This window comes from Maribacter flavus (genome assembly GCF_008386635.1).
GTDB lineage: Bacteria > Bacteroidota > Bacteroidia > Flavobacteriales > Flavobacteriaceae > Maribacter > Maribacter flavus.
The window spans coordinates 2,001,687-2,027,983 of record NZ_VUOE01000001.1 but is presented as its reverse complement, the minus strand read 5'-3'; the positions used below and the strand labels follow the sequence as shown (position 1 = coordinate 2,027,983).

Genomic DNA, 26,297 nt, shown 5'->3' with positions numbered 1-26,297 from the left:
CTTGATTGAAGCAAAACTGAAAGACAAAGTATGTATCGTTACCGGCGCTACCAGCGGTATGGGCAAGGCGATTGCAACCAAATTTTGGGAAGAAGGTGCTAAATTGATTTTATCCGGTAGAAACGAAGAACGTGGGTTGGAGCTCTCATCCAGCTTAAAAGATTCCATTTTTATTGGAGGGGATATCCGCAATATAGACTACAATGAAAAGTTGGTAGCAACGGCGATTTCCCATTTTGGCACACTCGATATAGTTTCCCTGAATGCTGGAATACTGGGTTTGGGCAATGTGGTCAATCTTTCTATGGAGGACTGGAACAATACCATACATACCAACCTCAGCGCCATTTTTTATCTGTGTAAATATGCTGTTCCACATCTTCAAGCATCAAAAGGGAATATATTAATCAATGCATCCATCGCTGCATTCAAAAGCTTTCCCAATCACCCTGCCTATTGTGCTTCCAAGGCTGGTTCAGTAGCTTTGATGAAACAAATGGCCGTAGAGTATGGTCCAGAAGTACGCGTAAACGCAATATGCCCAGGTCCGGTTGATACACCCTTACTTTGGGATTCGGCGAAAGCATTTTCAGTGCCTGGTAAAGCCGTTGAAGATGCGGCCATGGCGACCCTAATGAAACGCTTGGGAACACCGGAGGACATAGCAAAATTGGCCTTGTTCTTAGTCTCTGAAGAAGCTAGCTGGATAACGGGAACAGCGATGACCATTGACGGAGGAATTATAAATTCGTAAGATGAACCCCCCGAGGGGTTTATTATGGTAAGTTAAATATCTATACAGAAGGAAATGTTTAAGAATCAATCTATTGACCCAATTTTATACGTATGAGAGAAAAACTGTCGGTTGTAAAAATTGGAGGAAACGTCATTGAGAACGAGGCCGAAATGGAGCGATTCATCCATTTGTTTTCCGAAATGGAAGGTCCTAAAATCTTGGTACATGGCGGTGGCAAACTGGCTACACAATTGGCTTCCAAATTGGGCATAGCATCCAAAATGGTAAACGGTCGCAGAATTACCGATGCAGAAACCTTGGACATTATCACCATGGTCTATGCGGGTCTTACCAATAAAAATATTGTTGCTAAATTACAGGCAAACCAGTGCAATGCGATTGGTCTGAGCGGTGCCGATGCTGATAGCATACAGGCCCAAAAAAGACCGGTTAAAGAAATCGATTTTGGATTTGTGGGCGATATTGATGGTGTGAATACAACAACAATTTCCAATCTGGTTTCACTAGGTCTAACCCCGGTGTTTTGTGCCATGAGCCACGACGGCAATGGGCAGCTTTTAAATACAAATGCGGATACTATCGCCTCTGAATTGGCCATTGGATTGGGAGAAAAATACGACACAACACTCTATTACTGTTTTGAAAAACCGGGGGTTTTGATGGACGTGACCGATGAAGCATCGGTAGTAAGGCACATCGACACAAAAAAATACAAGGAGCTTTTACACGAAGGCATTATTGCGGACGGGATGCTGCCCAAATTGGAAAATTGTTTCTATGCATTACATAATAACGTAAAATCAGTCTGTTTGGGAAATATGTTCATGTTGAACCAAAACAACGACCTATTTACGACCATAACCTTATAAAATGAACCAACGAACACTTACGGAAAAGGCCTTAGAACTGCTAAAGGAATTGATTTCCACACCCTCCTTTTCAAAAGAGGAAGAAGGTACGGCGGCTGCCTTGGAAAATTGGTTCAAGGGCCTGGATATTCCATTTGAGCGTATTCACAACAACATTTTTGCAAAGAACAAGTATTGGGACGATTCCAAACCAACACTATTGCTTAACTCCCATCACGACACCGTAAAGCCTAACCAAGCATACACAAAAGACCCCTTCCTGCCCCATATTGAGGATGGCAAATTATTTGGACTGGGAAGTAACGATGCAGGGGGATGTTTGGTTTCCCTGTTGGCAACCTTCGCCTATTTTTATCATGCCGAAAACCTGAATCATAATATTTTGATGGTCGCTTCGGCCGAAGAGGAAAATGCCGGAAAAAACAGTTTGCGGGGACTTTTGCCCAGTCTGCCCAAAATTGATGTGGCCATTGTTGGCGAACCCACACTTATGCAATTGGCCATTGCGGAAAAGGGCCTTGTGGTTTTCGATGCCGTGGTAAAGGGAACGCCATCACATGCGGCGCATCCTAACGATAATAATGCCATATATAATACAATCGAAGTATTGGAGTGGTTCAAAAACTATTCTTTCGACAGGAAATCCGAAGTTTTGGGAGACGTGAAAATGACGGTTACTCAAATAAACGCGGGGAGTCAACATAACGTTGTCCCTTCTCAGGTAGATTTGGTAGTGGACGTACGGGTGAACGATAAATACACCAACCAGGAAATTGCCGATTTATTGAAACGTGAGGCACCCTGCGAATTAAAGGAACGTTCGCTGCGTCTCAACTCCTCAAGCATCGACAAAGACCATCCCTTGGTAAAATCGGGCATCGCATTGGGACGTAAAACTTATGGTTCCCCTACCCTATCCGATCAAGCGGCATTGAGTTGCCAATCCTTAAAATTGGGACCGGGGGACAGTACACGTTCCCATTCCGCGGATGAATTTATATATGTAAGCGAAATTGAGGAAGGCATTGATTTGTATATTAAGATATTAGAAGGATTTATTAAATAATAAACACAAGTTCAAGTTCAAACACAAATTTTTTGAACTTGATGTTTGCACTTGAAATTGAATTTGAACAACGATGAAGCTCTGGGACAAAGGATTTAGCACGGATAAAAAAATAGACCAGTTCACGGTTGGCAACGATCGGGAATTGGATTTACAACTGGCAAAATATGATGTGATCGCCTCAAAGGCACATGCGAAAATGTTGGGGAAAATAGGTCTTTTGACGCAAAAGGAAACCCAGGAGCTGGTCAAGGAATTGGATGCCATCGCCTCAAGAATTGAAAGGGGGACCTTCACCATTGAGCCCTCCTTTGAGGATATGCATTCCAAAATAGAATACATGCTTACCTTGAGTTTGGGCGATACAGGCAAAAAAATCCACACGGCCAGATCTAGAAACGACCAAGTTTTGGTGGCAATGCATTTATATCTGAAGGATGAGTTGTCTGAAATTAAATCCAGGACCAAAGAATTATTCGACCTGCTTTTGGAAAAGGCCGAAACATATAAGGATGTCTTGCTCCCGGGATATACGCACTTGCAGATAGCGATGCCCTCATCGTTCGGGCTGTGGTTTTCCGCCTATGCCGAAAGCTTGATAGACGATCTTTATTTTATAGAAGCTGCCTATAAAGTGGCCGACCAAAATCCCTTGGGGAGTGCAGCGGGATACGGAAGTTCCTTTCCAATAGACCGAAGCTTTACCACTAAGGAAATGGGCTTTGAGACCCTAAAATATAATGTGGTGGCCGCCCAAATGGGACGTGGAAAAGTTGAAAAGGCAACAGCTTTCGGGATGGCAAGTATCGCGTCCACCCTATCCAAAATGGCGATGGATATATGTTTGTACATGAGCCAAAACTTCAATTTTATTTCCTTTCCAGACGAGTTGACCACCGGGAGCAGCATCATGCCCCACAAAAAAAATCCGGATGTCTTTGAACTGGTTAGGGGAAAATGTAACAAACTGCAATCCGTCCCTAATCAATTGACATTGGTCATCAACAATTTACCCAGCGGTTACCACAGGGACTTGCAATTGGTGAAGGAAATCATCGTGCCCGCCATTCAGGACATGAAGGCCTGCTTGGAAATACTTACATTCAGCTTGGCGGAAATCCAGGTGAACAAGGATATTTTGGAAGATGAAAAATACGATTACCTGTTCAGTGTGGATACTTTGAACGAGTTGGTCCAAAACGGAATGCCGTTCAGGGATGCCTACAAGAAAATGGGACAGGAAATCCAGCAAGGTACCTTTACCCCAAAAAGGGATATTTCCCATTCCCATGTAGGCAGTTTGGGCAATCTTTGTCTGCCCGAAATCAAAGCAAAAATGGATAAACTAGGTTAGCCTGACCTAACGAATCTATCCGAATAGATCTTGGTAAACTGTGCGCCAAAGGTAACGATGAGGCTGGAGTAGGAAACCCATAACATGACTAAAATGATGGAGCCGGCCGCACCATAGGTTGAACCGGGTTCCGCTTTCCCAAAGTAAAAGGCCAGGGCGTATTTTCCCATCAGGAACAAAAGTGCCGTAAGTGCCGCCCCAATTTTTACGGCATTCCACTTGACTACTTTGCTGGGCAAAAACTTGAACATGGCGGCGAATAGAAAGTAAATAAAAACCAATGATAATAAGATGTCCATTACAAAGGTCCAACCTACTACCTGAGTGGACAATATGCTCGACAATTGCCTGGAAAATGCCGATAGCAAGGATGTAATCACAAAGCTTATCAGCAAAAGAAAACCAAAAATCAGAATAAAACCAAAGCTTTTCAACCTACCAAAAATGGTAGCCAATAGTTCGTTGGAATAGTTGGGTGATACGCCCCAAATTTCGTTCAGGGCATTTTGCAATTGGTAGAATACCCCCGTTGCGCCGTAAATAAGCACGCAGACCCCTAAAATAGTGGCCAAGGTAGATGTGTTTTCATTGCCTGTATTGGCCAACATTACCTGGATGGACTGTGCCGTTTCAGGGCCCATGGCTGAAGATATTTCAGAAAAAAGTTCCCCACGAACTATTTCCCTTCCCCAAATGGAACCAACAATTTCAAGTATTATAATTAAAAGTCCGGGTAAAGAAAGAATCGCGTAATACGCTATTACGGCGCTTATTTTAAAAGGTTCCTTTTCCAACCAGGAATTAAAAGTCGCCCATAATAATTTTGGAAGCTGTTTCAAACTAAATTTCATCGTATCACCTTTGGCTTTTTGAAGCTATTTTATCTACTCCAATTTCGTTGACCCATATCGGAATTATACTATCCCAAACCCTGAAAACACTTGTAAAATTAATTGTGTAGGACTGTTTACAACTAATAATGGGCAACTGACATCATTTCTGATCCTTCCTAAAATAATTCGAGGTTGAAAGCGTTTTCAGCAAACATTATAATGTCGTATTATGTTCAAGAAGTTCTTCCCGTTTTTCATACTACTGATACTAGGCTTAAAGGCCAATTCCCAATCCTTCACTTCGATTTGGAATACGAACAATACAAGCAGCGGATCTTCGGTGGCCAATGAGGTAACCATACCTACAAATCCCGCCTATACGACCTATAACTACGACGTGGACTGGGGCGATGGAAGTATCGATACGGGAGTTACGGGGAATATAACTCACACCTACGCATCTCCTGGAAATTATACGATACAAATTAGCGGTACTTTTCCTGCCATTTATTTTAACAATACGGGAGACCGACTAAAAATCATTGAAATACTGGACTGGGGCAACATCCAATGGCAAACCTTGGAAAATGCATTTTTCGGATGTGAAAACCTCAACTTTGATGCCATTAATTCCCCAGACTTATCGCAAGTTACCAACATGTTCCAAACCTTTCGAAATTGCCGAAGCTTTAATGGTATCATGAACAATTGGGACGTAGTCAATGTCACAACCATGGCTGGTCTGTTTCACGGAGCTACCATTTTCAATAGGCCCTTGGATGCCTGGAATACGATTTCCGTTACGGACATGACCAATACGTTTAATAGTGCAAACGCCTACAACGAACCTTTGGACAACTGGAACGTGGCCTCCGTCACTACCATGGAAGGAATGTTCTCAGCTGCCACTTCATTCAATCAAAACATCAACAATTGGGACGTAAGTCAGGTTACCAATATGTCCGGGACCTTTCAAAGTACAAATAGTTTCAACCGCCCTTTGAACAACTGGAACGTTGGCAATGTAACGGACATGTCCAATATGTTCTACAGCTCCGGTTTTAACCAACCTATTGGCAATTGGAATGTTAGCAATGTAACAAATATGAGCTACATGTTCGCACAAGGTCAATTCAACCAACCCATAGAAGGTTGGGACGTGAGCAATGTGACCAACATGAGCAACATGTTCTATAGACATAGAACTTTTAACCAACCCTTGAACAATTGGGACGTGAGCAACGTGACCAGTATGGCCAGTATGTTCGATGGATGGATTTGGAACGTTACATTCAACCAACCACTGAACAACTGGGACGTTAGCAATGTGACCAATATGAGCTACATGTTCCGGGACACGGACAATTTTAATCAGGACATAACCGGATGGAATGTGAGCAATGTTACCAATATGAAGGGCATGTTCAATGGTGCCCATATGTTCAATCAACCCATTGGAAGCTGGGTTGTAAGCTCCGTTACGGATATGAGCGAAATGTTTCAGAATGCGCCACTTTTTAATCAGCCTCTGGATAGCTGGGACGTAAGTAACGTTACGTTGATGAACAACATGTTCTTAGGAGCTTTGGCCTTTGACCAACCCCTGAACTCGTGGGTGGTGGATATCGTTACCAATATGAGCGGTATGTTCAGGGGTGCCGATGTTTTCAATCAACCACTCTCCAATTGGAATACCGCGAATGTGACCAATATGGGCAGGATGTTCCAGGAAGCCACGGCATTTGATCAAAATCTTGGCATGTGGCCTATTGGCAATATATCCAGCATGGAGCATATGCTGTCAGATTCTGGTCTTTCCCAAGCAAATTATGACAACACTTTAATCGGGTGGGGATTCCAAACGGTTCAATCAAACGTAAACCTGGGAGTTACGAACCTTACTTATTGTGATGGTCGCGATGCCAGACAAGATTTGATGGATAACCATGGCTGGAACATCACAGGGGATTCCATAAACTGTTCCTTTGTCCTTTGCGCAAATATTACAATGCCGGCGGCAGGTGATACCCAAGTACCTGCCAATAGTGATATACGATGGGATCCGGTACCCAATGCAACTGGGTATAGGATAACCGTCACAAGGGACGATGGCTCAGGACCCGTGGAAGTATACAACCAAACCCTGGCAGCGAATAACGTTGGGGTTGACTTCACCAATGAATTTACCCCAGGGGACGATGTTTCCGTATTGGTGATCCCATTTAATGACGAAGGGGATGCTGTGGGATGTTCTCCCATTTCGTTCACCGTAGTGGAAAGTTGGGTCAATAGCCCAGCTGCCTTTAAGCTCACTTACAACACTGGACTGACCGACTATAAGAGTACTCCGGCCAATCAGTTAAAAATAGAAGCAAATACGGGGTATCCAAATTATTTTACGTATGATTATTCGATAGATTGGGGAGATGGGCAATACAACAATAATGTTACAGGAACTATTACGCACACCTATCTTACACCTGGTATTTATACAGTTTCCATTATAGGCTCTTTTCCCGCACCCCACCATTATTACTCCAATTCAGATAGTATTAAACTAATCTCCATAGATCAATGGGGAACACAACCTTGGGAATCCATGGAGCTTGCCTTTTATGGATGCCAAAACATGGAATACAACGCCACGGATATTCCAGATTTGTCTAATGTGGCCAGTATGCGTAGTATGTTCGGATCTTGCTATTTGTTCAATGGAAATATTGAAAACTGGGACGTAAGCAACGTGACCGATATGTACGGTGTATTCCTAGGTGCATCGGATTTTAACCAACCGTTGAACAATTGGAACGTAAGTAACGTTACCAACATGAGCGCCATGTTTTTAGCAGCAACCTCGTTCGACCAGCCCCTTAACAATTGGAATGTAAGCAGTGTAACCAATATGGCGGATATGTTCCGGCAGGCATCCGTATTCAATCAAAATATAGATAGTTGGAACGTAAGTAATGTTACCAATATGTCTTCCATGTTCGAAAGAGCGGAATTATTTAACCAGCCGCTAAATTCCTGGAACGTTGGCAATGTATCGGATATGAGTCAAATGTTCGATGGCTTTGTATCTGATATGGCCTTCAACCAACCCTTGGACAATTGGAACGTGAGCAGTGTTACTAATATGCAGGCCATGTTCCGCAGAAGTACGGCATTCAATCAAAACATAAATAGCTGGGACGTATCCAATGTCCTGGACATGAGCTACATGTTCCGGGATACGGATAATTTTGACCAGCCCTTGGGTAATTGGGATGTGTCCGAAGTTACGAATATGCAATACATGTTCTACGATGCAAAGGTCTTTGATCAAAACATCAATACTTGGAACGTTACCAATGTTACCAATATGCGCAGTATGTTCCAATTGGCAGGTGTTTTTGACCAACCTTTGGGCAACTGGGACGTGAATTCCGTGGTGAACATGCAATCCATGTTCCAATCGGCTTCCGCCTTTAACCAACCTCTGGATTCTTGGAACGTAAGCGCGGTGGCCAATATGGCATCCATGTTCGAGAGTGCGGCACTTTTCAACCAACCATTGAACAGTTGGGATGTCTCTTCCGTAACCTTGATGAACTCCATGTTCGAAGATGCATCGGTATTTAACGGTCCAATTGGGAACTGGAACGTAGGTTCCGTAACCAATATGGAAGCCATGTTCAAGGATGCCGTTGTTTTTGACCAGCCTTTGGCCAATTGGGATACCGGTGAACTATTGAACGCCCAAGAAATGTTCAGGGGGGCAACGGCCTTTGACCAAGATATCGATGCTTGGAACACTTCCTTTGTAACCACAATGGAGTCCATGTTCCAAAACGCTACGTCCTACAACCAACCTATGAATTCTTGGAACGTGGCATCGGTCACTACCATGCTTTCCATGTTCAACGGGGCATCGGCCTTTAACCAACCTTTGGACAATTGGAACGTTCGAAAGGTCACCACAATGCAAAGTATGTTCGAAAATGCATCGGCCTTTGACCAGAATATAAACTCCTGGCGGGTTTCTGGTGTGGGCAGTATGAATTTTATGTTCAGGAGTGCATCGGCTTTTAACCAAGCTATGGACCAATGGGACCTGGGCAGTGTTTCCTTGCAAGGCATGTTCGAAAATGCATCGGCCTTTGACCAGTATTTGGGGGATTGGACCATGGACAACGTCAACAACGTGACCAACATGCTCAATAATACGGCCTTGACCCGCATAAACTATGACAGTACCTTGATCTCATGGTCCGAACAAAGTCTTACTCCCGGTCTTTCGCTGGGGGCCCAAGGCTTACTCTATTGCGATGCCCTTGAAGAAAGACAGTCCATGATGGACAACTATGGTTGGTCTTTCTACCAGGATATACTGGATTGCCCAATTCCGGAATGTACCCTACTCGTCGCCCCTTTCAACGGTGAGCTTGATGTACCCGTGAACACCAACCTAAATTGGGAGCCGGTACTCTATGCCCGTGAATACCATTTGACTGTAGGCACTACTCCGGGAGGCAATGATATCCTGAACAATGAAGTCGTGGTAAATGCCACATCCTATGAGTTCCCGACCGATTTTACTGGAGGTGAAACAGTGTACGTGACCATCGTTCCCACCAATGATACGGGAAGTGCGACAGGATGCTCGGAAGAAAGTTTCACCATTGCTAGCAATCCACCAACCATACCGGAATGTACCCAACTTACTATGCCCATGAACGGAGCTACGGAAGTAGCCGTGGACACCGATTTGTCCTGGGAGCCCATTTCCAATGCAGATGGCTATAGATTAACGATTGGCACCAGTTCCGGGGGCAACGAAATCCTGGATAATGTAGACGTTGGTAATATCACCAACTATGACCTAGCAACCAATTTAACGGAGGATACGGATATTTATGTAACGATAGTACCCTATAACGAACAAGATCCTGCTCTGGGATGTACCGAGGAAAGCTTCCGTACGGAGTTGATTCCCGTACCACCGGTGTGCACAAACCTTACCAATCCTATATCTGGGTCCGTGAATGTACCCATTGATACGGACCTTACTTGGAACGTGGTGGACGGCGCTAAAGGCTACATCGTCAATGTGGGGATAACACAGGGCGGTATTGAAATCGCCAATGGTATCGACGTAGGAAATACCACTACGTATTCTTTCGCGCAAAATTTACAAATCAATAGGACCCATTACGTGACCATTATACCCTATAACGAGGTAGGCGATGCCGTAGGATGTGCCGAGGAGAATTTCAGGACAGGAACATCCACCTTGAACAACCCTCCCCTTTGTACCACGCTTGCGTCCCCATTGAACGGGGCATCCAATGTAGCCATGAATACTAATATCAGTTGGAACACGGCCGCAAATACGGATGGGTATTATCTTACTGTAGGAACGGCATCCGGAGCTACGGATATTCTTGACGCTATGGATGTTGGGAATGTGACTTTGTATGACCTGGCCAATGATTTACCGGAAAATACGACCATTTTCGTGACCCTTGTACCGTACAATAGTTTTGGAAGTGCCACTTCGTGTACCGAGGAAAGTTTTACTACGGAAACCTTGCCTACCGTACCCAATTGCACCAGTTTAACGGCTCCGCTCAACAACGCGACCGATGTAATCCTGTCCAGCAATATCTCCTGGACTACCGTTTCCAATGCGGATGGGTATTACCTGAGCATGGGAACTACTTCCGGCGGAAATGACATTTTGGATGCTGTGGACGTTGGCAACGTGAGTATGTATGATTTGGCAACGGATTTGCCCGAAGCTACCACCATTTTTGTGACCATTGTACCCTATAATTCCGTTGGAAATGCCATAAGTTGTACGGAAGAAAGTTTTGTGACCGAAACCTTGCCTACGGCTCCCAACTGTACCAATTTAACGGCTCCGCTCAACAATGCAACCGACGTAATCCTATCCACCAATATTTCTTGGGCTACCGTTCCCAATGCGGATGGATATTACCTGACCATAGGAACTACTTCCGGCGGAAATGACATCTTGGATACTATGGACGTTGGCAATGTGAGTATGTACGATTTGGCGATGGACCTACCAGAAGAAACCGAAATTTTTATCACAATAACCCCTTACAATGCCGTTGGAAGTGCCATGGGGTGTATGGAAGAGAGTTTCGTTACGGAAACTGTATTGAATGTTCCGAATTGCACCAACCTGACGAGTCCATTAAATAATGCAACCGATGTGATCCTATCCAGCGATATTTCCTGGGCTACCGTTACCAATGCCGATGGTTACTACCTCAGCATAGGAACTTCCTCAGGCGGTAACGAAATTCTGGACAGTGTAGATGTTGGAAATGTAGGAACCTATAATCTGACAACGGATCTGCCCGAAGCTTCCACCATTTTTGTAACTGTTGTTCCCTACAATGCAGATGGAACGGCGATGGGATGTTCTGAAGAAAGTTTTACCACGGAAACCTTGCCCACAATACCTGATTGTACCTCCTTGCTTACTCCAAGCAATGGGGACACCAACGTTCCTGTAGATGTAACCTTGACTTGGGAGGAATCCCCAACGGCAGACGGATACCGTCTCAGCGTTGGTACTTCTCCAGGTGCCAACGATGTGGTCAATAATGAAGATGTAAGCATCCTAACTTCCTACTCATTTACAGAAAGATTGATGGAGGACACCAGATATTATGTGACGATTACCCCGTATAATTCGCTGGGCGATGCCATAGACTGTACCGAATTTATGTTTACCACCATTAACCAGGACGACACCCAATACGGTTTCTCTCCCAATGGGGATGGCATAAACGATTTTTGGACCATTGACGGTATTGAACTAAATCCTGATAACACGGTCTCCATCTATAACCGATGGGGGGATCTGGTATTCGAGATCCAGGGTTATGACAATCAGTCCAATGTATTTAGTGGTACCGCCAACCGAAAAACCCAACTTGGGGCCAGTGAACTCCCTAGTGGCACCTATTTCTTTAATATTCAGGTATCGGGTGAACACAATCTCAATAAACTACAAGGGTTTTTAGTCTTAAAGCGATAATACATGAACAAAACAATATACCAATTCGCTTTATTGGCGATATACATTTTATTTCAGATAGGCGTAAACAAATTACAGGCGCAGCAGACTCCTTTGTTCGCCGAGTATAATTACAATCCGTATCTGATCAATACGGCCTATGCGGGACTGGCACCTAGTACGGAAGTCTCCTTGAGCAACACAGGGTTTTTCAATCGGGTAGAAGGAAGTCCGCGTAGTTTTGCCTTAAGCCTGCATACTCCTTTGAACAGAGGAAAAGTAGGTTTGGGAGCGGGGTTTATTAGGGACGAAATCGGAGTTACCACATCTACAAATGCTTTTGCGACCTATTCCTATAAAATATTCTTCGACACAAAGAAAAACAGGCCGTATTGGCAGGTATACACACCAAACTCACTCTCTTTTGCCATCACGGGAGGTCTACAGCAATACCAGGACAATCTCCTTGATCTGGGTATTGTTGGTGATCCCAATTTCGCCCAGAACATCAATGCGTCCATACCCACCATTGGCTTGGGAATATTATTGAATCTGGCAGATTTTCATTTGGGCTTTTCGGCTCCCAATGTATTGGGGGATACCTTGGCTACGGATGACAATCTAGATCTCTCCAATGCGTATTACGGATATTTTGGCTACCGATTTTATTCGAACATCTTTGAGGAAATCATGATCAAACCCAATGTGCTGGCCAAGTATGAAAACGGCGCTCCGTTTCAAGTGGATTTTAACATCGCCATGAGCTATAAAAATAGGTTCGAGCTGGGCACGGGGTACCGCACCAATTCTTCCATAAACCTGTTGGCCGGAGTTTATCTCCTAAAAAACATACGTGCAATTTATAACTACAACTTGGCATTTAACAACAATCCGCTTGGGAATACCCATGGAATCGTAGTGAGCTATCTTTTTGGCGAAGGGTATCATAGGGATTGATAGCTCTTCCTTGATTCAAGCATGGAACTGTATCACGGCTTTGAATTCGGGAATTTTGGTAGTCCGGTTTTCAAACCCCATGGATAAAACACGGATATATTTTATCTTAGGCCGATATATTGTAAGCAAAACGAATCCATGATCAAATATCCATGCAAATCCATCGGTACTGTTTTCATTCTTTTTTTATGCTCGCTTTCCTTGATATCACAGGATACCTATGTTAGAAATGCATCGGTCGATATAAAAAAGTATATCTTCAACCTGCATCTGAACGATACTACCAATATTATTACCGGAGAGGCCGAAATCCATGTGGATTTTGAAAAGGAAGCGGTTCCATTTCATCTAGATCTTGTAGGGTATTCCGGTAACTACGGAATGAAAATATCCGGCATTTCCGAAGCTGGAAAACCCATAGACTATGTGTTTGAAAACGACAAAATTAGCATCAGTCCAACCCAATTAACAACGCGGTCGCAAGTATATACGGTAAATTATCAAGGTATTCCGGAAAGAGGATTGGTGATAGACACCACCAAGTTTGGCCAACGATCTTTTTTTGGGGATAACTGGCCCAATTTGGCAAGGCACTGGTTGCCTTCCGTGGACCATCCTTACGATAAAGCCTCGGTAGAATTTAGAATAACGGCCCCGGACCATTATGATGTGGTGGCCACGGGCGAAAAAATAGAGGAAAGCTATCTTGATAATGCAACCAAATTGACCATTTACAGGGAAACGGCTCCCGTTGCCATGAAGGTGGTGACCATAGGCGTCACGAGATTTGCCAGTAGGTTGTTGGGAGAAGTATATGATATTCCAGTCACAGCATGGGTATATCCTGAGAATCGGTTGGAGGGTTTTTCGGATTATGGGGTGGCCACCAAAGTACTTCGATATTTTATAGACCAAATAGGGCCCTATTCCTATGCCAAACTAGCGAACATGCAGGCAAAGACCCAATGGGGAGGCCTAGAAAACGCTGGAACCATTGCCTATTTTGAAAATTCGGTGAATGGAAAGAACGAAGTTGAGGGCCTTATTGCGCATGAAATTGCGCACCAGTGGTTTGGGAATTCGGCTTCAGAAAAGGACTGGAACCATGTTTGGCTTAGCGAAGGCTTCGCTACCTACTTTGCAATTTTGTACCAAGAAAGTGTCTACGGGGACGAAAAAAGAAAAGAGGAACTGCTTTTGGACCGAAACCAAATATTGGATTATTACAAGAAAAACCCATCGCCCATCGTAGACCCTAGTATTAAGGACCCAATGAAGGTCCTGAGCGTGAATACGTACCAAAAAGGGGGTTGGGTGCTACATATGCTCAGGCGCGAATTAGGGGACACCTTGTTTTGGGAAGGCATTGTTGCCTATTATAAAAAATACCAAAACTCCAATGCACTAACGGAAGATTTCAAAACCGTAATGGAAGAAATTTCAGGAAAAAATCTGGATACTTTTTTTCAGCAATGGATATACACAAAGGGTTATCCAGAAATAAAATGGGGATGGAATTATGAAAAAAACAAGCTTTTTGTGGACATAGAACAGGTGCAGGAACATGCTACCTTTTCCTTTCCTTTGGAAATTCAAATTGGAAATGAGCAGGGAAGAACCTTTACATTGGACGTGGTAGGCAAAAAAACCATTTTTGAAATACCCATGAAAGAAGCTCCCAAGTCCTTGACCTTAGACCCAAATGTCTGGTTGTTGTTCGAGGAAAAATCGTAATTGGGTCCCAAAAAAATCTTTCAGAAATATTATCTTACATACGTCATGGGTAACTTAGGTCCATGAAAAAAATTGGTATAATTATAGGGGTAGTAATTTTCATTTTTATTTTGCTTACCTATATCTCTGTTTCCTCTACCGAAAAGGAAAGTAAAACTTCCATAGTTCTGAATATCGAAGATTTAAAATCTATGGATTTTTCCAGAATAGATTCGGTTCTTATTGCCCCAACTACACTGTATAAAGCAAATAAATTAAAAACGATAATGCAAGGACAGCAATATCGTAAAGTATGGTCCACACCCTTTCAATTTCCAATATTACAATTGGACACTTTACATGGAGGTGCCAAGATTTTGGAGGAAGGCGGTGGAAAACAAACCCATAGTCTCAAACTAGAAACCAAAGATGGGTATATTTTTACCCTTAGAAGCATAAATAAAAATCCAGAACCATTAGTTCCAAAATGGGCAAAAACTCTTGGTTTAGAGAATATAATTGTTGATGGGATTTCCGCCCAGCATCCATATGCCGCCATAGCGGTGGCTAAATTGGCCGAAAAGTCAAATCTCTTGCATACCCAGCCAAAAGCTGTTTTTCTTCCTAGACAAAATGCTTTGGGTACTTACAACAAAGACTATGGCAATAAAATTTACTTGCTGGAACATGAAACGGATGGAGGAAAAAATTGGACACCCTTTAAACAGGTAAAAGAAATTGTGGATACAGAAAAACTACAAGAATCGAAAATGGAATTGGGTGCTATGCTAAAGATAGACAAATCAGCATTTATTAGGGCTAGGCTATTGGATATTGTAATTGGCGATTGGGACCGCCATTCCAAGCAATGGGGGTGGGTAGTGATTGAAAATGAGACTGGTCATATGGCAATACCACTTGCGGGGGATAGGGACAACGCATTTTTTAGTATTGACGGAATCATACCCTCGATTATTTCAAACAAATATATATTGCCGGATCTCCAATCCTTCCAAGAAGATATAGATTATCTACCTGGATTAGTTATGCCCATTGATATTTATTTTCTAAAAAATACCTCCAGGGAAAATTTCATTAAAGAAGCGGACCTACTACAAAATAAACTTACGGATTTGGCTATTGAAGAAAGTTTTAAGGCTTGGCCAAATTCCATATTTGAATTGGACGGTGAAGAAATTATCAACTCTATTAAATCAAGAAGAGATAAACTTCCCCAAATAGCAAATGAATTTTACGAAATCATAAAAGATAAAGATTACCTAACAGAGCCTCTTAAAGGTTCAGAAGATTTAAAACTACCTAGTTCCTTGATTAGATGTTTTGATTGTCCCTGATTTGGACTTAGAGTGTTTTCTTTTCCTGTTTTTCAAGTATTTATAGCCAATATACCCAAGTTGAGCTCCAATCAATATTAATTTAGTCTTCCTGCTTTTTACCAAAAGTTTAGCAAAACCTAATACGGGTGATATATTCATGATTTGTCCTTTTTTACAATTTAGCATAATTGACAAAAAGAAGCTACCACATTCAAATCAAAGTTTGGTTCAAAAACCTTTCCCTTTGATTAGAAGATTATGAATAAATGTTAATTTTGACTTTACGGGCTCTGATATTACAAAAGGGTAGGCATCGTCCTTTCCCATAGACCTGTTCATACTGTTCAATGTATAAAACAATGGAATCGCAGTTCGTAAAATAGCTTGAAAATCGTTCTCCATGTAAGGGTCGAAATTGGCATTCACGTCCAGGTCATTTGTCCCTCTCAATTTCGGGGATGTTTGTAGTCCAAAATTATATGCGGTTTCCAAAGTATCCATTAGATGGAGATAATGAGACCAGGTTTCTGCCCAATCTTCCCAAGCATGTGAAGATGCGTATTTGCTAATGTGGAAATTCTGCCAATCATGACGTGGGCCGTTGGTATAATAATTCTGTAAGGAATTCTCGTAAGAAATGGATTCGTCACCAAAAACTTACCGAAAGTTTGACAACGTAACTTTATCGTTGCTTATCAAAACATCCCAGTAATAATGACCTACTTCATGTCTAAAATGACCAAGCATCGTTCTGTAACGCTCTTCCATATTTTGCTTAACCTTTTCCCTAACAACGGCATCCGCCTCAGATATAAGAATCGTAATAACACCGTTGGCATGTCCAGTTTTTAGGTTGTCCCTGTTTTTTGGAGATAGGAAATCGAAACATAGTCCCTCGACAAAATTTTCCTTTTTGTTGAAAATGGGTAACCTTAATCGTAGGAGCTGATAAACGAGCCTGTGCTTTGCGATCTCAATTTTCTTCCAATTTTCTTGGTTTTTTATTACGGTTAAATCCGGTATGGTCCTATTTAATGAACAGGCAAGACAAAATCCGGAAGGGCTGTCTAGGGGGACCAGCCAATTGCAGGTTCCATGTTGGCTATTGACACAATACTTGTATTGCCAATCGCCCAAGGAGGGTGTGTTCCATTGTGAAAGATTTGGGGAAAGGGAAACCATTTGATTATAGAACGAACTATAGGCCAGGTAATATCCGCAGGAAACACATCTATTATTTTCAAAAACAATTGAATTTCCACAGTTGGAACATTGGAATAATTTCATAGAAACTTAGGCATGGGCTACATTCATTTTATCATCTTAAAATTAATGACCTCCTGCTCGGTCAAGTATCTCCAATGACCTCTGGGCAAATCCTTTTTTGTGAGACCTCCATACACCACACGATCCATTCTTGCGATGGTATACCCCAATTGCTCAAAAAGTCTGTTTACAATTTTATTTCTGGAACTATAAATCTCTATGCCCACTTCCCTTTTTGGGGCATCGTCTATAAAACTGATATCCTGTACTTTGACGACCTTCTCATTCACCACCACGCCTTCCTGGATCTTTACCAGGTCTGCGTTTCTAAGATCTTTGTCCAATACCACATGATAAATTTTTCGCAATCCGTTGATAGGACTTTTAAGGCGTTTGGTCAAATCTCCGTCGTTGGTAAAAAGAAGAAGTCCGGTATCTTCCTTGTCCATTTTGTCAACTGGGAGTAGTTTTGATTTTGATGCACTGGATATCAATCCGGAAACATGACGTTTGCCCTTTTCGTCGCGAATGGTTGTGGAGAAATCCTTCGGTTTGTTCAAAAGCACGTATTCCTTTTTTACGGGATTCAACAACTGTCCGTCAAACCTAACTTCATCAGAAAGTTTCACTTTGTAGCCCATTTCGGTAACGGGTTTCCCGTTTACGGTAACATTTCCCGCAGAAATATAGATATCCGCATCCCTTCTGGAACAGACCCCGGAATTGGCTACATATTTGTTCAGGCGGATGGAGTTGGGGTCGCTTACCTGTTTTGGAGCGGTGTTTTTCTTGATAGGCGCATTGCCCCTAGCGTAACTTTTTTTCCTAAAAGTCCCCCCTTGTCTTCCCGATGCTTTATCCCCTTTGTTTGACTCTCCCCTACTCATAACGGTTTTATTTTGGACAAAGGTAAGAAAGGCGAGCCAATGCGTACACTAATTCCTGAACGTATCAAATATTATATTAAATAAGTACTTCTATATATTGAAGAAAATGAAAACATCCAATACTAAGGATTAAAGAATGCGATTTAAAACCAGGTCTACATCGATCAAGAGAATACTAAAAACGCCCACCACAATGACCAGTTTCAGGATGTTGTGCAACCACAAAAAATGCTTTCGGGTGCTTGATTTAAAGAGGATGCCTAAAAAGAGTATAAAAAGAAGGATACATCCGGCAAAATAATAGTTCATATACCCAACATCGAACTTAAAAATCAGCAATAAGGCAGGTATCAGGGTCAATAACATCAGTATCGCTATCAGGAATTTGGATACGTTGACCCCATAAATAATGGGTATGGTTCGGTAATTTTGGGCGACATCCCCAGAAATATTTTCCAAATCCTTGATCAATTCCCTCGCCAATATCAACAAAAAGAGAAACATCGCATGCACAAAAATGACGGTTTCAAAATTCTTGTAGTACACAAAAATCGCAAAAAAGGGGGTGATTGCCAATGTAGCCGATACAAAGTTGCCAAAGAACGGGATTTTCTTCACTTTGTGGGAGTAGAACCATATACCGAAAATATAGGCCGAAAAGAAAAGCACTGCCCGAAAAGAAACGTAACTGGCCGCAAAAACAGCCAAAAAATTCAAAATGAAGTAGGTACTCAATTTAAATCGCTGGCTCACCAAGCGGTCCAACATGGTCTTTCGGGGCTTGTTGATTAAATCCTTTTCCGCATCGTAAAAATTATTGATAATGTAGCCTGCGGCGATTACCAGAGCGGAAGCGATTACGATTACAAATAGATTTACATCAAAAACAACCTGTCTCAAGGGTAAATTTGGGGAAAGGATATAGATGGAAGCCAGGTACTGTGCCAAAATGATCATCAAAAGATTATACCCACGTACCACGGAAAACAGACTCAATACTTTTAATAGCAAGAGTTTGTTTTTTCTACTAAGCATGAAAATGTTGGGTATATACTAGAAGTTGTAGACCACCTCTAATTTGTAATCCTTTAGGGCCTCCTGTGCTTTTTCAAAATCCTCTGTAAATCCAAGAAAATAACCACCGCCTCCAGAGCCACATAGTTTTAGATAGTAGTCATTGGTCTCGATTCCTTGTTTCCAAAGGTCATGAAATTTGGCGGGAATCATTGGTTTAAAATTATCCAATACCACATGGGAAAGCTTTTTCAAGTTCCAGAAAAGTGATTTAATGTTACCGTTCACAAAATCCTCCACACAGGCATCGGTATGCTTAATAAATTGGTCTTTAAGCATATTCCTAAAGCCTTCATTCTTCATTTGTTCCATAAAGATTTGAACCATTGGTGCCGTTTCACCAATAGATCCACTGTCCAATAAAAATACGGCTCCCTTACCTTCCAAATTTTGGGAGGGGATACTGGTAGATTCAATATTATCTTGGGAATTGATAAGTATAGGCAAACTTAAATAACTGTTCAAGGGGTCCAGACCAGATGACTTACCGTGGAAAAAGGATTCCATTTTACCAAAAATGAGCTTTAAAGATAAAAGCTTTTCCCTGGTCAGGTTCTCCAATACGGTAATCTTGTCCTTTGCATATTTATCGTAAATAGCCGCGACCAAGGCACCACTGCTACCTACTCCGTACCCTTGCGGGATGGAACTGTCAAAATACATGCCTTCCTCAATATCGGTATCCATCGCACTAAAATCAAAGGACACCAAATTTGGTTCCGTTATCGATAATTCCTTTAAATAGGACGCAAATTCACGCAACGCCTGATTGGACTTTTTCGCCTTTTCAGAATCATTATTGGTTTTCAAAGCACCTTTAAAAAAATTATACGGAATGGAAAGTCCTTTGGAATCCTTGATGATACCATACTCCCCAAAAAGAAGAATCTTTGAATAAAATAATGGTCCCTTCATTTGTTTAAGTAAACCGGCAACGCCTAAGACAATTTAAATATAGACAACTAATTTGCAACTTAGGTGCTATAACATCAAAAATATTATTTCAAATGCTTAAAATCCTACTTCAATAACGCTTGAATTGAATTAGAAGTGTAGCAATTAATTTAATTTTACCGCACCCTGCCCAATTCGATCACAAATATACTGCTGGTTTTCGCAGTATGCAACCAACTCATTCACAATAAATTGATTTACTTTTTCCTTTTCAGTTTCAGGATAAAGCACATGAACATTTGCACCTGCGTCCAAAGTGAAGCAAACATGTGATCCGGATTCCTCCCTAAACGCCCAAATTCTATTGATAATTTCCAGTGTATTAGGTTTCATCAAGACAAAATAAGGGTCTCCTGTCATCATAATGGCGTGCAAGGTCAACGCCTCACTTTCAACAACCTGTATAAATTCTTCCAAGCTGCCGGATTTTAAAATCGGTTTTAATCGGCCTAAATTCCTATGTGCCTGCTGAAAGCGTTGCTCGGCAAATGGATGCCCCTTGACCAAATCGTGCCCCACAGTACTACTTACCTGTTTTTGTCCTTTGTCCACTAAAAGAATGGTATCGTGATAGTTTTTGAAAATAGGGTGTACCTCCTCTTTATAGGGAATTCCGTATAAATCCGTACTGTCTAGAATTTCCTCATGGACACCCCAGGTTACCAAGGGTCCTTCCAAACTTCTACAGGCACTCCCAGAACCCAAACGCGCCAGAAAAGAGGCCTTTTTTATGAAGAAATCATCATCCATTCCAGGGTAAAGCATTCGTTCGATTTCCATGAGACAGAGGGCCAAAGCCGACATACCACTTGCCGATGAAGCGATGCCACTGCTGTGGGGAAACGAATTGGAGGTTTCTATGGTGAAGTGATACTCCTTTAAAAATGGACAATAGGAGCTTATACGTTTGAAGAAAGTCTCGATTTTTGGTCTGAAACTAGGCTTAGGGCTTCCCTCGAATAAAAAATCAAAAGCGAATCCAGGAGAAGGACCATCCAGTTTTTTAAATTGGATTTTAGTGGTTGTGGCACAGGCACTCAAGGTAAAGCTGATGGAAGGATTTGCAGGAATCTGTCCTTCCCTTTTCCCCCAATATTTCACCAAGGCAATGTTACTGGGAGATTTATAAGCGACTTTTCCCGTTGCGATTAAAACCTTGGGATTTGAAGGAATAAAATCTTTTTCTGTCATGAAGCCAACTATTTCCGCAAAGATAGTTTTTAGGAGGAGCAATAAAAATAAATGATTATTTTAGGGCATGAACACAGCCCTACTTAGAAAAAGACTCCCATTCGTTTTTATAAGTGTTACCGTGTGTCTCATTATTGGGTTCGTATCCAGTGTGGTTACCCAAAGTTCCGTGAACGATTGGTACCTTACGTTGAACAAGCCCGGTTTTAATCCCCCTAATTGGTTGTTCGCCCCTGTTTGGACTACACTGTATATCCTAATGGGCATTTCTGCAGGTTGGGTATGGGCCAAGGGTTTCCATCATAAATGGGTAAAGACTGCCCTTTATCATTTTGGTTTTCAGCTTCTATTGAATGCCCTTTGGAGCATTGTATTTTTTGGGCTGCAATCGCCTTTTTGGGCCTTATTGGTCATCTTGACGCTACTGGTCATGATAGTATTTACCATAAAATGGTTTAGGCTGGTGAGCAAGGTAGCGGCCCTTCTCTTGCTACCGTATTTGGCATGGGTCTGCTTTGCGACTATTTTAAACTACAAAATCTGGGAACTTAACTAATTTCGCCCATTTCGATTAACCTCATCATCGTACGGTAGTTTCTGGTGGTCGCCTGAACGTTTAATTTTCGTTCCACAAGATTGTTGTTCAATTTGGCATTGCCATATCCATTTTTGCAGCATAAATAGAGGCAATCTTCCACTAGCTCCCATGATTCGTTCGGATAGATTTCTTCCTTGAAAGAGGCCAATTTTTCCTTTTCCGGAGACCCGAAAAGCATAACAAAGTAAACCCTGTTGGACTCCAAATCCTCCTTTTTTGAAAAGGGATTATTGCGGATGATCTTTTGCAAATCGGGTAGGGACTTCACTAAAACGGGTACCTCAAAACCAAAATGGGCCTTAATGGTTTCTTCCAAAGTAACTTTTGTTTCTGAAACCGAAACATGGGCTTCCTCAAAAATAATGTTGCCACTTTGTATATACGTACTAACGCCCTTAAACCCATTGTTGGTCAAGAGCGAACTCAATTCTGCCATGGACACTTTCTTTTGTCCGCTCACGTTGATTCCCCTTAAAAAGGCGATTTGCTTGGGCATGTATCTAGGTGTTATCAAAGCTATTTACGATTCCTTGGGCGGCCAAAAATCCGCCCGTCCAGGCATTTTGAAAATTAAAGCCGCCCGTAATCGCATCAATATTCAAAACTTCCCCCGCAAAGTACATATTGGAGAGGACTTTGCTTTCAAAGGTCTTAAAATTTACCTCCTTTAAGTCCACGCCACCGGCGGTCACAAATTCCTCCTTAAAGGTACTTTTCCCGTTCACGAAAAAAAGACCTTGCGTCAATTGAGTTGTTAATTCCTGTAATTGGGCCTTGGTGACGTCTGGCCATGTAACAGTGTCATCGATACCGGAAGCCCTCACCAAATTGGCCCAGAGTCTTTTAGGAATATCCAAGACCTTGGTCCGTAGCACGGTCTTTTTTTCTACCTGCTTCACCTTCAAGAACAATTCCAAGAGTCCGGCCGGATGGTATTCCGGCACCCAATTAACCCTAATTTTGAACTCGTATTTATAGGAATCCAAAATTTGCGCCCCCCAAGCGGACAGTTTCAAAATTGCCGGACCGCTCATGCCCCAGTGGGTAATCAATAAGGGTCCTTCCGAAGAAAGGATTTCGCTTTGGGATGCGCTATTTGTATTCCTCCTAGATTTAATTTTGTCCAAAACGGCAACTTCGGCGTGCGTACTTATTCCCGGAATATTTTTGATGCGTTCGTCCTGTATGTTAAACGTAAACAAGGAAGGAACTGGACTCACGATTGTGTGGCCCAACCCTTGCAACAAATCCCAAATTTTGGGATTACTGCCCGTACTTACCAACAGTTTTTTGCACTTATACGTTTTTTTTGTTGTGTTAATTTGCCAGTAATCCCCTTTTGCGGAAGTAATATTTTCAAATCCCGTAACGGTACAAACCCTAAAAATTTTCACGCCCAATCTTTCCGCTTCGGAGGTAAAACAATCGATAATGGTCTGTGAGGAGTCGGTTGTTGGAAACATTCTACCATCCTCCTCAATTTTTAAGGGGATACCCCTTTTTTCAAAAAACCCGATGGTATCGCCTGTGGCAAAACTGTGAAAAGGACCTAACAATTCCTTTTCCCCTCTTGGATAATTGGACGCAAGGTCAGCGGGATTGAACTCGGCATGGGTAACGTTACATCTTCCACCGCCCGAAACCTTTACCTTGGTCAACACCTGTTTGCCGCGTTCCAGGATGGCTATCTTTACGTTGGGCCTAGCTTCAGCGATATGGATGGCCGCAAAAAAACCGGCCGCCCCGCCCCCAACTATGACCACATCGAACATTAGTGGATTCTTTCCGGATAATTGGTAATGATTCCGTCGACTCCAATACGCTTCATGGCGTCAATATCAAAATCCTCATTGACGGTCCATACGTAAATTTTGAGTCCGGCTTCCCTGATCTGGTTTGCGATTTCCAAATCCAGGTTTTTAAAATAGGGGTTTATGGCAACCGCGTTCAGCTCCTTTGCCACGGGAATGGCGTCCACCGGGTTTTCCTCGGTCAACACCGCTAACTGTACACTGGGGTTCAATTTTCGCATTTCCCGTAACTCGTCCCATTTGAAACTGGAAATGATAAAATTTTCGGGCGACCATCCTTGTTTCTCAATGTAATAGTTCATGATATGGTTGACCTTATCGGCTGTATCATCCCCTTTTAATTCGATGTTCAAGGCCACCTTATTGTCTATCAATTTGAGGACATCCTGTAACATGGGTATTTTATGTCCCCCATTTACTATTAATCTGCTTAGATCGAAAATGTTGTATTCCTCAATCTTTCCAGGGCCGTTTGTCAATCTGTCCACCGTTTCGTCATGGAAAACAACGATTTCCCCGCTCTGTATCTTGAACACATCGATTTCTATCATATCAACGCCCAAATCTATGGCTTTCTGAACGGAAGCCAAGGTATTTTCGGTCTCATGCCCCATGGCACCCCTATGTCCTATTACCAAAGGTTGATTCATATTGCAGGAAGATAGTAGTATCCCAAATACCAAGGTTAAAAATACTCTTTTCATTTGTGCTATATAAATTTCGTTTTTATCAGTCAAATATAAGTAACCCTGTCGATAGATATCAGGAGGATTGATCACATATTTATACAACTTCAAAAATAAAGGATTCCAATGGGCCCAGATGCACATCTATATGCCCTTCATTATTTATGATTTTCAAGGTATTTGTTTTTTCGTACAGTGTATCCCTTAACTTGTACGCAGCTTTATCGAACCCCCATGATTGCAAAATCTCGGGCGGAACTTTTAAATCGAAGGAAAAGGAATCTGTCACATCAAAATTAACGATGATGATCAATTTTTGATTTTTGGACCATCGCACGTACGAAAGCACCCTATGGTTATAACCTTTTGTACGCTCCTTGTTGTAAAAATGAATTTCCCTATATTTTCCCATTAGGGCTTCGCTTTCCAAGGTGAAATTCAACAACCTCTTATAAAAATCACGCAATTCCCGCTCCTGTTGGGTCAATTGACCCCCGTCAAATTTTTTATTGTTCAACCATCGCTGATGATGTGGCACGCCCACATAATCAAAAATGGAAGTTCTGGAAGCGCTTCCAAACCCGGGATTTTCAGCGGCAGGTTCTCCCACTTCCTGTCCGAAATAGATCATGGTGGGGGAAGTACTGATGGTGGCGGAAACCACCATGGCCGGTTTTGCTATTTCGGCCTTTCCCACAAATTTCGGACTCGCAATACGCTGTTCGTCGTGGTTTTCCAAGAAATGGAGCATGTGGTGTTCTATATCCTTCAGATTATTCTGCACTACCGGGATATGATCGGACCAACCATAGCCTTTCATGATATGTTTGAGGCCGTCATAAAAATCGACCTTATCGTACAAATAATCCATTTTCCCTTTATGGATAAAGGTCCTGTAGAGATCTGGGTTATAGACCTCGGCCATTAAGAAAGCATCCTCGTTCCGCATCTTGATGTAGGAATTCATAAAGCTCCAAAATTCCACGGGTACCATTTCGGCCATGTCGTATCGGAAGCCATCCAATCCAAAATCCATCCAATACAGGGCAATGTCCCTAAATTTTATCCAGGAATCAGGCACGTCCCTATGCTGCCAAAACCGGAAATGTTGGGTATAATCCTTCTCCCCAAAATCATATGGCAAGAGGTCAAAATCCAAACCTCCATCGGGTCTTACACCATAATTTACGCGGACTGTTTCATACCAGTCGTTCATATCCGGTTTAGGGCTTCTGGAACCGTTCCCTGTCCATTTGGCCGGATTCTCCTTGAGCGTTCCAATGGATCTATGCAGTTCACCGCCTAAGGGTTTATAGCCATCCTTCCAATCCGGCACTTCAAAATGGGCGCCCGGTATATAGTAAAAATTGTTGTTCTTCAAATACTCGTGATCGGTATCGTCATCGGCACCAAAACTGCGTACGCCATTGGGATTGGAGATACCTTGATAATCCCGGGCTACGTGATTGGGCACGATATCCATAATGACCTTCATACCATGGGCATGGGTCCTATCAACGAGCTCCTTGAATTCCTGTAACCTATTTGCCGGATCCAGGGCCAAATCCGGATCCACATTGTAATAATCCTTTACGGCATACGGAGAACCTGCGCGCCCTTTTACTACGTTTGGGTCGTCATTGGAAATGCCATAGGCCGTATAATCCCTGATTACGGCGTGATGCGGAACACCGGTATACCAAATGTGGGAGACGCCAAGCTTTTTGATTTCCGATAAGGCCTTATCGGTAAAATCCTCAAACTTGCCAACCCCGTTTTCCTCGATGGTCCCCCAAGGTTTATTGGTGGTATTGGTATTCCCAAAAAGTCGCGTAAAAACGTGGTAGATTACGATTTTTCCTTGCATTTCAATTTCCTATTTCCAACAGATAGCTGGGAAGCCAAATTACG

Annotated in this window: 18 protein-coding genes and 1 pseudogene; 9 read left to right on the top strand and 10 right to left on the bottom strand. The window is 42.4% G+C overall.

All coding sequences use genetic code 11. The features are described from left to right. The first annotated feature begins 1 nt into the window (after nt 1). From F0361_RS08750 to argH, 4 genes are all read left to right on the top strand, one after another. The gene (locus F0361_RS08750; RefSeq protein WP_246160843.1) at nt 2–754 is read left to right on the top strand and encodes an SDR family NAD(P)-dependent oxidoreductase; all 753 of its coding nucleotides are present in this window, start codon (nt 2–4) and stop codon (nt 752–754) included. A gap of 92 nt (nt 755–846) precedes the next feature. Further along, entirely contained in the window at nt 847–1,626 is a 780-nt protein-coding gene (gene argB / locus F0361_RS08745) for an acetylglutamate kinase (RefSeq protein WP_154918062.1), read from the top strand. A 1-nt stretch (nt 1,627) separates the two neighbouring features. Next, on the top strand, nt 1,628–2,692 hold the full coding sequence (locus F0361_RS08740; protein WP_154918061.1) for a M20 family metallo-hydrolase: 1,065 nt from the start codon (nt 1,628–1,630) through the stop codon (nt 2,690–2,692). Between the two features lie 73 nt (nt 2,693–2,765). Continuing rightward, the gene (gene argH, locus F0361_RS08735) at nt 2,766–4,046 is read left to right on the top strand and encodes an argininosuccinate lyase (RefSeq protein WP_154918060.1); all 1,281 of its coding nucleotides are present in this window, start codon (nt 2,766–2,768) and stop codon (nt 4,044–4,046) included. Here the strand turns inward: argH and F0361_RS08730 are convergent. Beyond that, nucleotides 4,043–4,897 (bottom strand): YihY/virulence factor BrkB family protein, encoded by an 855-nt coding sequence (locus F0361_RS08730; RefSeq protein ID WP_154918059.1) that lies wholly within the window; start codon nt 4,895–4,897, stop codon nt 4,043–4,045. The two genes, argH and F0361_RS08730, sit on opposite strands and share 4 nt — an antisense overlap. A 211-nt stretch (nt 4,898–5,108) precedes the next feature. On the opposite strand from F0361_RS08730, the gene F0361_RS08725 reads away from it, so the two are divergent. From F0361_RS08725 to F0361_RS08710, 4 genes are all read left to right on the top strand, one after another. After that, complete coding sequence (locus F0361_RS08725; protein WP_154918058.1) at nt 5,109–11,933, top strand: BspA family leucine-rich repeat surface protein; 6,825 nt, start codon at nt 5,109–5,111, stop codon at nt 11,931–11,933. A gap of 3 nt (nt 11,934–11,936) precedes the next feature. Next, nucleotides 11,937–12,869 carry a PorP/SprF family type IX secretion system membrane protein gene (locus F0361_RS08720; RefSeq protein ID WP_154918057.1) on the top strand — a complete coding sequence of 311 codons (933 nt, stop codon included), beginning with the start codon at nt 11,937–11,939 and terminating at the stop codon, nt 12,867–12,869. Between the two features lie 138 nt (nt 12,870–13,007). Continuing rightward, nucleotides 13,008–14,603 carry a M1 family metallopeptidase gene (locus F0361_RS08715; RefSeq protein WP_154918056.1) on the top strand — a complete coding sequence of 532 codons (1,596 nt, stop codon included), beginning with the start codon at nt 13,008–13,010 and terminating at the stop codon, nt 14,601–14,603. Between the two features lie 62 nt (nt 14,604–14,665). Further along, the gene (locus F0361_RS08710; RefSeq protein WP_246160842.1) at nt 14,666–15,937 is read left to right on the top strand and encodes a hypothetical protein; all 1,272 of its coding nucleotides are present in this window, start codon (nt 14,666–14,668) and stop codon (nt 15,935–15,937) included. 210 nt (nt 15,938–16,147) lie between these two features. Here the strand turns inward: F0361_RS08710 and F0361_RS08705 are convergent. From F0361_RS08705 to F0361_RS08685, 5 genes and pseudogenes are all read right to left on the bottom strand, one after another. Next, nucleotides 16,148–17,206 (bottom strand): annotated as a pseudogene (locus tag F0361_RS08705) (zinc-binding metallopeptidase family protein). 23 nt (nt 17,207–17,229) lie between these two features. After that, on the bottom strand, nt 17,230–18,072 hold the full coding sequence (locus F0361_RS08700) for a pseudouridine synthase (protein ID WP_154918055.1): 843 nt from the start codon (nt 18,070–18,072) through the stop codon (nt 17,230–17,232). A 129-nt stretch (nt 18,073–18,201) separates the two neighbouring features. Beyond that, on the bottom strand, nt 18,202–19,107 hold the full coding sequence (locus F0361_RS08695) for a geranylgeranylglycerol-phosphate geranylgeranyltransferase (protein WP_154918054.1): 906 nt from the start codon (nt 19,105–19,107) through the stop codon (nt 18,202–18,204). Nucleotides 19,108–19,125: 18 nt separating this feature from the next. Beyond that, entirely contained in the window at nt 19,126–20,061 is a 936-nt protein-coding gene (locus tag F0361_RS08690) for a mevalonate kinase family protein (protein WP_154918053.1), read from the bottom strand. Between the two features lie 144 nt (nt 20,062–20,205). Next, nucleotides 20,206–21,291: a diphosphomevalonate/mevalonate 3,5-bisphosphate decarboxylase family protein gene (locus tag F0361_RS08685; protein ID WP_154918052.1), complete on the bottom strand. Its 1,086-nt coding sequence runs from the start codon at nt 21,289–21,291 to the stop codon at nt 20,206–20,208. A gap of 67 nt (nt 21,292–21,358) precedes the next feature. Between F0361_RS08685 and F0361_RS08680 the strand changes: the two genes are divergently transcribed. Next, nucleotides 21,359–21,847 carry a TspO/MBR family protein gene (locus F0361_RS08680; RefSeq protein ID WP_154918051.1) on the top strand — a complete coding sequence of 163 codons (489 nt, stop codon included), beginning with the start codon at nt 21,359–21,361 and terminating at the stop codon, nt 21,845–21,847. Here F0361_RS08680 and F0361_RS08675 read toward each other — a convergent pair. The 4 genes from F0361_RS08675 to F0361_RS08660 all read right to left on the bottom strand — a co-directional run bounded on the left by F0361_RS08675 (nt 21,840) and on the right by F0361_RS08660 (nt 26,253). Next, entirely contained in the window at nt 21,840–22,385 is a 546-nt protein-coding gene (locus tag F0361_RS08675) for a DUF1697 domain-containing protein (RefSeq protein WP_154918050.1), read from the bottom strand. The two genes, F0361_RS08680 and F0361_RS08675, sit on opposite strands and share 8 nt — an antisense overlap. 4 nt (nt 22,386–22,389) lie before the next feature. After that, the gene (locus F0361_RS08670; protein WP_154918049.1) at nt 22,390–23,661 is read right to left on the bottom strand and encodes a BaiN/RdsA family NAD(P)/FAD-dependent oxidoreductase; all 1,272 of its coding nucleotides are present in this window, start codon (nt 23,659–23,661) and stop codon (nt 22,390–22,392) included. Next, a complete protein-coding gene (locus F0361_RS08665) occupies nt 23,661–24,404 on the bottom strand; it encodes a glycerophosphodiester phosphodiesterase (protein ID WP_154918048.1) in 744 nt (247 codons plus the stop codon). The genes F0361_RS08670 and F0361_RS08665 overlap by 1 nt, the downstream gene beginning before the upstream one ends. Before the next feature lie 79 nt (nt 24,405–24,483). Continuing rightward, nucleotides 24,484–26,253 (bottom strand): alpha-amylase family protein, encoded by a 1,770-nt coding sequence (locus F0361_RS08660; RefSeq protein ID WP_154918047.1) that lies wholly within the window; start codon nt 26,251–26,253, stop codon nt 24,484–24,486. Between the last annotated feature and the right edge of the window lie 44 nt (nt 26,254–26,297).